At 31.3% G+C, this 13,759-nt stretch carries 11 protein-coding genes; 9 read left to right on the top strand and 2 right to left on the bottom strand.

Going from position 1 to position 13,759, the window contains the following annotated elements:
- The first annotated feature begins 4 nt into the window (after window positions 1–4).
- The 9 genes from NLG42_RS06915 to rpe all read left to right on the top strand — a co-directional run bounded on the left by NLG42_RS06915 (window position 5) and on the right by rpe (window position 11,820).
- Window positions 5–1,738, top strand: coding sequence for a tetratricopeptide repeat-containing sensor histidine kinase (locus NLG42_RS06915; protein WP_257683337.1), 1,734 nt, complete (start codon window positions 5–7; stop codon window positions 1,736–1,738).
- Between the two features lies 1 nt (window position 1,739).
- Window positions 1,740–2,486 (top strand): LytR/AlgR family response regulator transcription factor, encoded by a 747-nt coding sequence (locus NLG42_RS06910; protein ID WP_257683336.1) that lies wholly within the window; start codon window positions 1,740–1,742, stop codon window positions 2,484–2,486.
- Between the two features lie 226 nt (window positions 2,487–2,712).
- On the top strand, window positions 2,713–2,934 hold the full coding sequence (locus NLG42_RS06905; RefSeq protein ID WP_257683335.1) for a hypothetical protein: 222 nt from the start codon (window positions 2,713–2,715) through the stop codon (window positions 2,932–2,934).
- A 237-nt stretch (window positions 2,935–3,171) separates the two neighbouring features.
- On the top strand, window positions 3,172–3,915 hold the full coding sequence (locus tag NLG42_RS06900) for a hypothetical protein (protein WP_257683334.1): 744 nt from the start codon (window positions 3,172–3,174) through the stop codon (window positions 3,913–3,915).
- Entirely contained in the window at window positions 3,916–6,699 is a 2,784-nt protein-coding gene (locus NLG42_RS06895) for a TonB-dependent receptor (protein WP_089057413.1), read from the top strand.
- Window positions 6,700–6,704: 5 nt separating this feature from the next.
- Window positions 6,705–7,934, top strand: a complete 1,230-nt coding sequence (locus NLG42_RS06890; protein ID WP_257683333.1) for a DUF4249 domain-containing protein — start codon at window positions 6,705–6,707, stop codon at window positions 7,932–7,934.
- A gap of 16 nt (window positions 7,935–7,950) precedes the next feature.
- Window positions 7,951–9,738, top strand: a complete 1,788-nt coding sequence (locus NLG42_RS06885) for a hypothetical protein (protein WP_089057411.1) — start codon at window positions 7,951–7,953, stop codon at window positions 9,736–9,738.
- 148 nt (window positions 9,739–9,886) lie between these two features.
- Window positions 9,887–10,750 carry a sigma-70 family RNA polymerase sigma factor gene (locus tag NLG42_RS06880; protein WP_007804760.1) on the top strand — a complete coding sequence of 288 codons (864 nt, stop codon included), beginning with the start codon at window positions 9,887–9,889 and terminating at the stop codon, window positions 10,748–10,750.
- A 407-nt stretch (window positions 10,751–11,157) separates the two neighbouring features.
- Window positions 11,158–11,820, top strand: a complete 663-nt coding sequence (gene rpe, locus NLG42_RS06875; RefSeq protein WP_257683332.1) for a ribulose-phosphate 3-epimerase — start codon at window positions 11,158–11,160, stop codon at window positions 11,818–11,820.
- A 63-nt stretch (window positions 11,821–11,883) separates the two neighbouring features.
- Here the strand turns inward: rpe and glsA are convergent, their stop codons facing one another.
- Window positions 11,884–12,894 carry a glutaminase A gene (gene glsA, locus NLG42_RS06870; RefSeq protein ID WP_257683331.1) on the bottom strand — a complete coding sequence of 337 codons (1,011 nt, stop codon included), beginning with the start codon at window positions 12,892–12,894 and terminating at the stop codon, window positions 11,884–11,886.
- Window positions 12,895–12,953: 59 nt separating this feature from the next.
- A complete protein-coding gene (locus tag NLG42_RS06865; RefSeq protein WP_257683330.1) occupies window positions 12,954–13,733 on the bottom strand; it encodes a DNA/RNA non-specific endonuclease in 780 nt (259 codons plus the stop codon).
- Between the last annotated feature and the right edge of the window lie 26 nt (window positions 13,734–13,759).

The following is a 13,759-nucleotide window of genomic DNA, read 5'->3' as shown; positions in this document are numbered from 1 at the left end:
TAAAATGCACAAACTTAAAACTATTACCCTTTCAGTTCTGTGTTTATTTTTCATCTCATACTTTGCCAAAGCACAAACCAATATCCCTTCGTTTAGCGAAGCGCTTAAAAAAAACACTACACATTTTAAAGAAGATATAAATTTCTATAAAGCGCAACATTTTTTTTCTAGCAAAAAATGGGATTCTACTTTAGTCTATTCCATGAAACAGCTCAGCTCTGGAAAAAATCGAGAGCTCGCTGATTACTGTCATTTTTTAAGAGGATGCTCCTTTAGAGAATTAAAACTATTTAAGGAATCAAAAACAGAAATGAGTTTAGTTTCAAAAAAATTCTCATTTTATCCGTTAGTAAATAAAACTTTAGGTGAAGTCGCATTAGAACTCAAAGAATTTAAAAAAGCAATTGGTTATTTTACAGAAGTCGAAAAAAACTCAACCAACAATAACAATCAAGATTACAAAATAAGTGTTGTTTATGAAAATATTGGGGTTTGCTATTTGCATCTAAATGAGTTCATAAAAAGCGAAAATTATTTACTAAAAAGTAAAGAAATAAAAGAGAAAGAAAACGACACAATCTCACTCATACTATTGTATCAAAATATTGCTAATTTATATTATTCCCAATACAAAGACAAAGAGGCCATTCCGTATTTTGAAAAAGCGTATTTACTTTCTAAAAAAACAAAAGACTTTGACAAAAAGGAAAACGCTGCATTCAATATGGCAACTGTAGAAGAAAACAGAGGCAATTTTAAAAAAGCTTTAGAGTATAGAAAAGAATCTGAACGATGGAAAGATTCCCTAAACAATCAGAGTAAAATTTGGGCAATAGCTGATTTTGAAAAGAAATTCGCTGTCACTCAAAAACAAAAACAAATAAAAGTACTCGAGATCGAAAACAAACTAAAAAACTCACAGCGTAATGGTTTGTTTTTCTCTGCAATTGGCCTTCTGTTAATCATAACCGGAGGAGTTTATCTCTATGCCCAAAAAGTAAAAAACAGTAAAATCATTTTACTGCAAAAAAACAAACTTGATGAATTAAACGCAGCTAAGGATCAACTATTCTCAATCGTGAGTCACGACCTGCGTTCATCTGTAAATGCATTAAAAACTAGTAATTCTAAATTATCTGCGACATTAGAGTCTAAAAATTACGACGAGTTAAATCAATTAATTATCCAAAACAGCAGCATCGCAAACGGCACTTACAGCTTATTAGATAATTTATTACACTGGGCATTATTACAAACAAAACAATTGTACTTTCATAAAGAATCGGTTCATTTATATTCGATAATACAACAAATAGAATATAACTACAAGCCTTTACTTTTAGACAAAGCAATAACATTCGAAAATTTGGTTTCTAAAAACATTTTTCTATTTGTGGATCTTGACTCATTAAAAATTGTATTTAGAAATTTATTAGACAATGCAATTAAATTTAGCAATCAAAATGGTCAAATTAAATTTTATACTAAAGAAATAGATTCCGAATTTTGCGAGATTATAATTGAGGACACTGGAATTGGAATGAGCCAAAATAGTATTGATGAATTACTTCAAGATAATGACTTATTATCTAAAAAAGAGAACTCTGAAATTATTGGAACTGGTTTAGGTTTACAATTATGCAAACAAATGATCAAAAAAAATGGAGGTACTTTTTTTATTGAAAGCGAAATCAACAAAGGAACCAAAATGATAATGACATTACCTAAAACAAAATAGTATGGACAATATTAATGTTTTAATTATAGAAGACACTCCGGAACAAAGTGACGCTTTAATAAAAGTACTGCTTGAAAACAATTATACAATTGCGGGAGTGGCAAGAAATTTTACAGATGCTTTAAAGCTTTTTTACGAGAAAACGGTCGACATTATTGTGATTGATGTTTTTCTAGATGGAAAACCAGACGGAATTACTTTTGCAGAGTCAATTAATATAATTCCAAATGCATCGAAACCATTTGTGTTTTTAACAAGCTCTCAAGACCGACAGATTTTTGAAAGAGCTAAACTCACAAAACCTTTTAGTTTTTTAATGAAACCTTTTAACGAGCTGGAAATTCTATACGCTATAGAAATGGCTGTGGAAAAGTTTTATGACCAAACGAATGTTTTTTTGAGCGAAGAACAAAATACTGTAATCAGCAACGATTTTTTGTTTATCAAAAAAAAGAACACTCTCAAAAAAGTTGCTTTAAATGACATTCTCTATATAGAGGTTGAAGAACGTTACTGCAATATTATAACCGAAAGAGAAAAATTTGTAATCCTGATTTCGCTTACCAAAATCAGTGATTTATTAGATAAAAACAAATTCATAAAAACGCATCGCAACACAATTGTAAATTCAGAAAAAATAGAAGAAATTATTCTTGCCGATAATCTAATTATTCTAAAAGGAAATCATAAAATAACCTTGAGTGATACCTATAAAGATTTCATAAAAAAGATGAACGTTTTATCTTAATTGAAACTTTCCTAATAAATATACCTTTCTAAAATCCTCTTTAAATAAAGAGGATTTTTTCGTTTTTACCGCCTATTATTCATTCGAAAAAGAATACGGCACTTTTCATGACAAGAAAAATGGCTTTCATGACATTTTCAAGACAAGAGTTTGAAATCGAAATTACTTTTACATCAAGAAACTAATAAAAAAGTAGATGAGAATCACGCTAAACCAGAAAAACGAAATGAAACTTTTACCAATCATAAAAAAGCTAATAAAAAATCCTTGGATTGGGGTTGCAGTTTCTTTAGTCATTATTATTCCCAGCTTGTACAAAATTCTAGATGATATAACTGTTTTAAGAATAGAATATCTATTGCTGGCATTTTCGTTTCCTCTTTATTTAAAATCATTGAAGAAAATATTTGACGAAATCCTAGACAGTACAGACGATTCTTACGAATAAACTCTTTTACAACATAATTTTTGCCCTCAATTCATTTATGTCAAAAAACCCTAATTCATTAGCTTGATTAGGGTTTTTGTTTATCGTCTATGTCTTAAAAAAATTGTTATAATATTCTGCAAAATCACAAAAAGTAAATAAATTATCACAATTTAACAAAAATTCTAAAAGGTTAACATATTTTTTTTGATATATTTGGCTCCAATCAAAAACAAATCATCAAAACCACAAAATCCTTTGAAAAATCATCAAAAAAAGGCTTTTTATCTACTGATATTAAGCATATTACTAAACACTTCTTATTCATATTGTCAGTCCAACGACCAATCATCATTGTATGATTATTTTGACAATGCTGTTGGAAAAGACAACTTAAACATTAATAACGGAGTTTTGCACAGCGAGCCATTTCGTCCAATTGCAAATAAACACAGATACTATATCGATGAATTTACAGTAGGCGATATAAGCTTCGAAGAAGAGATCTATTCTAACTCCTATCTTAAGTACGATATACTTGAAGATCAGGTAATTTTCAAGCAAAAAGGTCAAACGGACAACTTAGCTATGAATATTGTCAAAGACAAGGTTGATTTTTTTTATATCCATAACAAAAAATTCACCAATCTAAAATCTGAAAGTATTGAATTTCCAAATATCGTAAAAGGTATTTATGAAGAAAACTACGTTGGAAGTGATGTTTCGCTTTACACTAAACACTACAAAGAGAAAATAAAAGTTTTTCAGACAGATGGAGTTTATTACAATTATATTGAGAAATTAAATTACATTCTAAAATATAATGGATTTTTCTACAAAGTTGATTCGCCAAAAGAAATAAAAAAAATCTTTCCGTCATTTAAGAAAGAAATCAATGATTACTACAAGACAAATAAAAAGTTAGTACGATCAGATAAAAGTCAATTCATGGAAAATCTAACGAAACAAATCAATAGTTTTTTTAAAAAAAGTTCTAACTAAATGAAAAAAATTACTCTCCTATTCTTTTTATTAGCCTTTCAGTACAATATACATTCACAAGTCATTAGTGATAAAGTTTCTGTTGAATTTAAAAATGCTAATCTTAAAACCGCAATTCAAAATATAGAACAAACGTCGTATTTTAAATTTTACTATGATGAAAAATGGCTGGAATCTGACAGTACGTCTATCACAAAACAGTTTAAAGAAGTTCGCATAGCCGAAATCCTTGATGATGTTTTTCAAAACACTAACATCAACTTTTTTGTTGCCGAAAACAAAGTCATATTAACCAATAACAGCATCATATATAATGAGCTGCCTGATGATTACTTTGGAATTCCATTAGAAAGAGATGAAAATGGTTTAGCATTAGCTCCTATTTTTTATCAGCAATTTGACTCGGTAAAAAAAACAAACTCTCGTAATCCTAACAAAAACATTAAGGATATTATTCTTATTGGTAAAGAAGTAAAAAACCAAAAAAAGAAGAGCTATATTCTTTCAGGATATGTTAGAGGTGGAAAAAACAAGGGAGGAATTCCTAACATCGTTGTAAAAATTCCAAATACTGAATTTTCAACTATAACTGACAAAGACGGACATTACAAATTACAAGTCCCGCCGGGAATCAGCACAGTGGAAACAGAAACTTTTGCTTACGACAAAGTATCTAAAAAAATCATGGTTTATAATGACGGCTCCCTCAACTTTGCTGTTACAGACAACATAAATCAGCTTGATGAAGTTTTAATTAATACAAATAAGAGTAAAAATGCAAAGGCTGCAATTACTGGAGTTACAACTATTGATGCCGAAGGAATTAAAAACGTTCCATTGGTTCTTGGTGAACGTGATATCTTAAAAGTTGCATTGACTCTTCCGGGTATCAAAACAGCGGGAGAAGGTTCTTCTGGATATAATGTTAGAGGAGGAAAAGAAGATCAAAACCTATTTTTATTAGACAATGCTGTTTTATATAATCCATCTCACTTTTTTGGTTTCTTTACAGCATTAAACCCATACACAACAAAAAAAGTAGATATTTATAAAGGAAGTATTCCTGCTGAATTTGGAGGAAGATTATCATCTGTTTTTGACATAACTTCTAAAACTGGAAATTTCAACAAATTTGAAGGTGAAGCCGGAATTGGTCCTGCAACTAGTAACATAATGATTTCTACACCAGTTGTAAAAGGAAAATCAAGTCTTATTGCAGGAGGAAGAGCCAGCTACTCTGATTGGATTCTAAGAAGTTTAGATGATGAAAAATTAAAAAATAGTCAGGCATCATTCTATGATTTAATTCTAAAATACAACCATAAAATAAACGCAAATAATGATATTGAAGCTACCGCTTATTACAGTCATGACAAGTTTAGTGTTTCATCAGACTCATTGTACAAATACAGTAATAGATTAGCAACTTTAAAATGGAATCACACTTTTAATGAGAAAAACAAAGGTTCGCTTCTCTTTACCAATAGTGAGTATAGATTTAATATAGATTACCAGCCTGAGAACATAAATGCTTTTGATTTTGGTTATAAAATCAACGACACTCAGGCAGCTTTAAAAATGATTTACTTATACAGTGAAAAGCATAAAATTAGTTACGGTATCTCAAGCAAATTGTACGGTATTAATCCAGGATATTTAAGACCTGAAAATCCAGAATCTACATTAATTCCTATTGAAATAGATAAAGAAAGAGGTTTAGAATCTGCTATTTATGTTGGTGATAATTTTAAAATTACTGATAAGTTTTTACTTGATTTTGGTTTAAGATATTCTTCATTTGCTGCGCTAGGAAAATCTACTCAGAGAATTTACGAAGAAAATCTTCCTATAAGTGATGCTACTGTAGTTGAAACTAAAACGTACGGCAATAACGAAGTAATTAAAAGATATGGCGGATTTGAACCTAGAGTCGCTGCACGATATTTTATAACAGATGATTTTTCTGTTAGAGCCAGTTATGACAAAACATATCAATACATTCATCTTTTATCAAATAACACCACACAATCACCAACGGATATCTGGAAACTTTCAGATTTAAATGTAAAACCAGAAAGTGCTCAACAATTTTCTCTAGGTCTTTATAAGAATCTAAAAAATGACGAATTAGAATTAAGTGTAGAAGGTTATTTTAAGAAATCAAGAAACATATTAGACTATAAAGTAGGAGCTGACTTATTGCTTAATCAAAATATTGAAACTGAACTTCTCCAAGGAGACGGAAAAGCCTACGGAATCGAATTCTTATTAAAAAAGCAAGTAGGAAGACTTAATGGATGGCTTGGTTATACTTATTCAAGATCATTAATTAAACTAAACAGTCAATTTAATGAAGAGAAAGTAAACGGTGGTAAATTCTTTGCCTCTAATTTTGATAAACCTCATGATTTTAGTGCTGTATTAAACTACAGAATTACAAAACGCTACAGCTTCTCCAGCAACTTTGTCTACCAAACTGGAAGACCAATAACATATCCTGTTGGAAAGTATGATTATGGAAATGCACAATATACTGTTTACAGTGATCGTAATAAATTTAGAATTCCAGATTACTTTAGACTTGATATAGGTTTAAACATTGAAGGAAATCACAAAATCAAAAAATTCGCTCATAGTTTTTGGAACATCTCAGTTTATAATGTTTTAGGTAGAAACAATCCTTATTCGGTATTTTTTGTAACCGATAAAGGACAAATTAAAGCCTACAAAACTTCAATATTCTCTATTCCAATTCCTAGTATTACTTATAATTTCAAGTTTTAATAATTATGAAATATTTTAAATTAAAAATCTCCGTTTTTCTTCTACTATCGCTTGCGATAACAAGTTGTACAGAACAATATGCGTTTAAAAATACCGATTTTGAAAGCGCAATGGTTGTTGAAGGAACAATCACAAACGAACTTAAAAATCAAACTATAAGAATTTCTCAAGTTTATCAGTTAGAAGAAACTGGTCCTAGATTTGAAAAAGGGGCTAATGTTTTTATCACAGATGACAAAGGAAATGAGTATCAGTTTAAAGAAAACGACAGCCTTTATGTTTCGCTTACACAATTTAAAGCAGAACCAGGTACAAAATACAAACTAAACATTAAAACTAGAGAAGGAAAAAACTATACTTCTGATGAGCAGGTTCTAACAACAGAAACTAAAATTGACAATATGACTGCTACTGTCGAAAATGTTAATGGGCAGCGAGGCGTTCAAATAAATGTAAATAGTTACGATCCGACTAATACTTCAAAATATTACAGATACGAATATTATGAAACGTACAAAATCATAGCACCAATGTGGTATTATGAAGAAGCAAGAGTAGATGTGATTCCGCCAAATCCAGGAAACCCTGTTCAAGACATTCCCGCTACTCCTGGCAGGGAAGAGATTGTGGTAACTCGTAGAATTAAGGAAGTTAAAACCTGTTATTCTTCTAAAGCTTCTGACGCTATTCTTCTTAACAATACTAACAGCTCAAGTGAAGATCGTGTGCATTATCCGGTACGCTTTATTAGCGATCAAAATTATATCATCTCGCATCGTTATAGCATTTTCGTAAAACAGTATGTTCAAAATTTAGCATCTCATACTTTTTATAAAACTTTAAGAGATCTATCTACATCTGGAAATATTCTTTCTCCAAAACAGCCAGGGTTCTTTTACGGAAATATGAAATCTGTAGAAAATCCCGATGAGAAAGTACTTGGCTTTTTTGAAGTTTCTGCTGTTTCTTCAGATCGAATTTACTTCAATTATAGAGATTTGTTCCCAGGTGAACGCCTGCCGCCATACTATGTGACAGATTGCGAACCAGAAGAATATAAAAGCTGCGACGGTAACCTTCCATGCAGAGGTTCAGCATTACGTTCGTTAATTCGTACTAGAGCCAGAGTAATGTTTTCATGGAACCATGACGATACTTTCTATATGGTAAAAGCACCTTGCGGTGACTGCACGACTTTTTCATCTAACATCGTTCCTCCTTTTTGGGTAGAATAATTCTTTTCTCTTATCTATGAAACAACTATTAATCTATAACCAGACCCATATTTTGGAAAGAATTAAACAATTATTGGTTTTAACACTTTTGGTTGCAAACAGCTTATTTATCTCTGCGCAGCAAAACAAGAACAGTAAAGTAACCACATCATCGCAAGAAACTATTTTTCTTCATACAAACACAACTACTTTTTTAACAGGCGAAACTCTGCTTTATAAATTGTATTGTTTAAATCCACTTAATAACAAACCAAGTTTAGTAAGCAAAATAGCTTACATTGAGCTTGTTGACAATGGAAAACAATCTTTTCAAAAAAACAAAGTTTATCTTCAAAAAGGAATTGGAACAGGGGATTATTTTATACCTACAACATTAAAAACAGGAAATTATAAATTAATTGCCTATACAAAATGGATGTTAAACAACCCTAAATCTCAAACATTTGAAATAGATTTGTTTATTATCAATCCGTTTCAAACGCAAGAGCCTAATGCTAATGTAACTTTTGACAATACATTAAAAAATAGTGTATCAACAACAAAAACTTCCTCCGACTCTAATCTAGACAACGAAAAAAGAATCGAATTAGAACTAGATAAAGACAGTTATTACACAAGAGATAAGGCAAATATCAAAGTAAAATCGCTTACAGAAACAATTCAAAAAGGGAATTACTCTATTTCTATTCGAAAAAAAGATCAGATTCCTACTTTAAAACAAACAACTCCACAGGAGTTTGCAAAAAAAACAGCGAGCAATTACAGTAATTATTCTTCTACTTCATTTCAATTTGTTCCAGAACTTCGAGCAGAATTAATTACGGGTTCAATTGTATCAAAAAGCAATCAAGATTTAAACAATAAATCAATTTCGATGTCATTACCTGGAAAAGAGTATGTTTTAAAAATAGTTAAAACAAACTCTAAAGGGAAATTTACATTTTTATTAGATCGATTTCCAAATTTCTCAAATGCTGTTATTCAAGTTCTTGATCAAAACCCTTCGGATTTCACCGTTACTTTAGATCCCTTACCAAACTTTGATACTTCGGGACTGCAATTTTCGTCGAAACTTAATTTAACTGAAGATCTTAAAAAAGATATAGAAGAGCGTTCAACTGCCAGCCAGATTCAAAATGCTTATTATCAAATAAAAAAAGATAGTTTAGTTCAAGAAGCAGTTATCAGCCCGTTTTTTAATAGTATCGAAAAAGTTTATGTACTTGATGACTATACTCGCTTCCCAACTCTAAAGGAAAATGTAGTAGAAGTTATAACAGAACTTTATTACAGACGTGTTAATGACAAATATCAATTGTATGTAAGAAATAATAAAAAAGATCTAAACTCTTACGGGCCGCCATTAATAATTGTTGACGGTCTTCTTATACAAGATTCAAGCGATTTATTTGACTACAACATGGCAAATGTTAACAAAGTCAGTCTTATTACAGAACCTTATGCTTATGGCCCAAATTTATACGGAGGACTTATCAGTTTTGAAACCAAAAACAGTGACTTCGCTGTAAACTATGTTAAAAAATACATGAAGCCAACCGACGTTCAAAGGCCAAATCCTGCAAAAGTTTATTATAATCCGGATTATAGTTCGGGAAATAATTTGAAACGAATTCCAGATTACAGATACCAATTATTTTGGGAACCAACTTTATCTTTAGACAAAAAAGAAGAAAACCTATCTTTTTATACTTCAGATCTTAAAGGTGATTTTGAAGTTGTTTTAGAAGGTTTTACAGATGACGGAAAACCAGTCTATATTACAAAAAATATTACTGTAAAATAAACATCGAAAATCGGTTCAATTCTTGAACCGATTTTTTTTTGATCTAATTATTAAAAAAAAAATAAAATTATTTTCATTTAATTGTAACCTTTTTGAATCTTCATACGTATAACCATTTGTACACTTAAAAATTGAGGACACAAATAACATGAGACAACTTAAAATCACCAAGCAGGTAACCAATCGTGAAACTGCATCGTTAGATAAATATCTACAAGAAATCGGAAAAGTTGACCTAATTACCGCTGATGAAGAGGTAGAATTAGCACAAAGAATTAAAGCAGGTGATCAAAGAGCATTAGAAAAATTAACAAAAGCCAACCTGCGTTTCGTTGTATCGGTTGCTAAACAATATCAAAATCAAGGATTAACTCTTCCTGATTTAATTAATGAAGGAAACTTAGGTCTTATTAAAGCGGCTCAACGTTTTGATGAAACTCGTGGTTTTAAATTTATATCTTACGCTGTATGGTGGATTCGTCAATCGATTCTTCAAGCATTGGCAGAACAATCTCGTATTGTTCGTTTACCATTAAACAAAATTGGTTCTATCAATAAAATCAACAAAATGTATGCGTTATTAGAGCAATCTAACGAGCGTCCGCCTTCTGCTGAAGAAATTGCAAAAGAACTTGACATGACAGTAAATGACGTAAAAGAGTCTATGAAAAACTCTGGTCGTCACTTATCAATGGATGCACCTCTTGTTGAAGGTGAAGATTCTAACCTTTATGACGTTTTACGTTCTGGAGAATCTCCAAACCCAGACAGAGAATTAATTCACGAATCATTACGTACTGAAATTGAACGTTCATTAGAAACATTGACTCCAAGAGAAGCTGATGTTGTTCGTTTGTATTTTGGTCTTGGCGATCAGCACCCAATGACTTTAGAAGAAATTGGAGAAACTTTCGACCTAACTCGTGAGCGTGTTCGTCAGATTAAAGAAAAAGCAATCCGTAGATTAAAACATACTTCAAGAAGTAAAATTCTTAAAACTTATCTTGGGTAATCACCCAAAAATCCAATATCAACAATTCCAAACTCCAAATGTTATTGGAGTTTGGAATTTGTTCTAAAATTTCGTATATTGGGTATTAAAGCAAACAACAGTTTGATTGACTGTTCGTTTTTTGATTGATGATTGAAACTCCGGCTGATTACCGGAGTTTTTTATTTTACTTGTTTTTTAAGCCCAACGTTCGCAAGGTTTTAACTATAGATTTCACAGATCAAAATGATTAAAAATCTTCTCGCAGATTTAGCAGATTCATTTTGCTGAATTTATTGCGAATAATTTAATCAGATCTGCACAATCTGCTAAATCTACGTAAAAAAAAACTTAGCGCACCTTGCGTAATTCTTTGCGCTCTTTGCGGTTAAAAAAATTTATCTTTGTAAAAAAAACAACACACTACAATGAAAAATACACTTATTGCTCCTTCTGTTCTTGCTGCTGATTTTGCCAATTTACAACGTGATATCGAAATGATCAATAACAGTCAGGCTGACTGGTTTCATATTGATATTATGGATGGCGTTTTTGTTCCGAATATTTCTTTTGGAATGCCTGTTTTAGAAGCAATTTCAAAACACGCAAAAAAAACAATCGATGTACATTTAATGATTATCGATCCAGATCGTTACATCAAAACTTTTGCTGATTTAGGAGCTAATATTTTAAGCGTGCATTATGAAGCTTGTACACATTTACACAGAACTCTTCAATCAATAAAAGCGGAAGGAATGAAAGCAGGAGTTGCCATAAATCCGCATACGAACATTGATTTATTAGAAGACGTAATCAACGATATTGATTTAGTTTGCATCATGAGTGTAAATCCTGGTTTTGGAGGTCAATCGTTTATCGAAAACACTTATAATAAAGTTAGAAAGCTTAAAGCTTTAATTACACGCAAAAACGCTTCGACGATTATCGAAATTGACGGTGGTGTAACGAACAAAAATGCCAAACAATTAGTAGAGGCAGGCGCAGATGTTTTAGTAGCGGGAAGCTTTGTTTTTAAAGCTGAAAACCCAACAGAAACAATAGCTGATTTAAAAAATCTTACTGCTTTTTAAATTTCAAAAACAAAAAAGAAAAGTCCAAAATTATTTTTGGACTTTTCTTTTTTTAGCCAAAGCCTACTTAGGCTCAATCCAGTAAGGATTTGCTTTAAGTTTTTCTACAACATATTGAATGACTTTCTGAGCTTTCAAACTATTTCCAGCGTTGTCTAATGGCGGCGAAATAACAGCAATTCCAAATTTACCTGGACACACTGCTAACATCCCTCCTCCAACGCCGCTCTTTGCTGGAATCCCAGTATTAAACAGCCAAATTCCAGAATTATCATAAAGACCCGCAGTTGCCATTACAGGTAAAGTATACATCACAGTCGTTTGGCTAACCACCTTATTCTTTGTAATAGGATTAACACCTCCATTTGCCAATGTAGCCGCCATTGTAGCAAGATCCTTTACATTTACATTCAATGCGCATTGTTTCGTATAAATATCTGTTGCTTCTATCGGATCGAAATACATTCTATTATAAGCCAATAACAAATGTGCAATGGCTTGATTACGCAAATTATCACCAGCCTCACTTATATAAACGGGACGATTAAGAGAGAGTTCCCTTCCTGCAAAATCACTCTGAATTTTCTGGATTTCTTTCCATTTTGCTATAGAATCATTACCTCTAATAAGACTTGTGGCCGCAATAGCTCCAGGATTTACAAGAGGATTAATTTTATCTCCTTTATTCATTTCTACCGCAACAATAGAATTAAATGGCAGCCCAGTTGCATTCACACCTATTTTGTCTTGCAAAAACTGAGGTCCTTCTTCTTCAATTACTTTTGCCATAGTAAATACTTTCGATATACTTTGAATTGAAACCATTGAGATTATATCACCTTTTGTGTATACCGCTCCGTCTGCAGTAACAAGTGCAATACCAAAAATATTGGGATCCACATTGGCCAGCTCTTTAATATAGTCTGCATTTTTTCCTTCTTTTAAATCTTTAAATTTATTAAAGGCTTCATTAAGTGTATTTTCTATATTTTTTTTATTCAGTATTGTTTGGCTATAGCCTTGGTTTATGATAAAAACGATCATTAAACCAACAAAAATCATTTGTTTCTTCATTCTAAAAAATTGCATTATTATTTGTATTCTATATTAATTTATAACAAGACATTATTTAATTAAAAGTCCTTACTGCTTTTTAGATTTTTCAAATTAGGAAAAAAATCAATTCCAGTCATTTTTTCTAAAGTTTCAATGGAAACTTCAAAATCATAAATCGACTTATCGCTATCTTCATTAGGAACCAAAAAAGCAATTGCTTTGTGTTCTTTTCCTGATTTAGCCAAGACAATTTTATAAAAATATCTAGGTACAGAAACATTCTCTGTTCCTATTTTTTTATCCGAATCTTTCAAAATACCTCCGGTGACAACATAAATATCATTGTATTTCCCTGCCCAATAACGTGTTTTTTGCTCTAATCTATTCCAAATCCCGCTATTGAAATCATGCTTTTGCGGAGAAATATTCGACGTATAAAAAGTATCGTTATAAGCCTCTTCGCTAAATTCCATATCTCCTGCCGGACAAAGATGACCTTTGTCGTAACCTGATTTTTTATAATTTCTCCAGTCTGCAGAACCTGTAGTAACTTTTGGATCTTCTATAAAATAAGGACGTTTATAATCGCCGTTTTTCAAATATTCTTGTCTTAATTCATACGCAACCCACTCTGCCTGCTCAAATTTTTCATTATAAGATAATGTGTAATATTTGTGCTTTACAATTTGATTGGTTGTCGATGTTGGCAAATAAACTGCCGTATACAAAGAATCTGTTGTGTTTTGAACTGGAGCAAAAGAAGTTTGTTTCAGTATTGTTTCCTTTTCGTCAATATTCTCTTTTTTACACGCAAATAATACAATCCCTAATAAACCTAAAATAATATAATTCTTCATTGCTGTACAGTAGTTATTTTAAAATA

The organism is Flavobacterium plurextorum (genome assembly GCF_024638035.1).
Classification (GTDB): domain Bacteria; phylum Bacteroidota; class Bacteroidia; order Flavobacteriales; family Flavobacteriaceae; genus Flavobacterium; species Flavobacterium plurextorum.
This window is presented reverse-complemented; position numbering and strand designations above follow the sequence as displayed.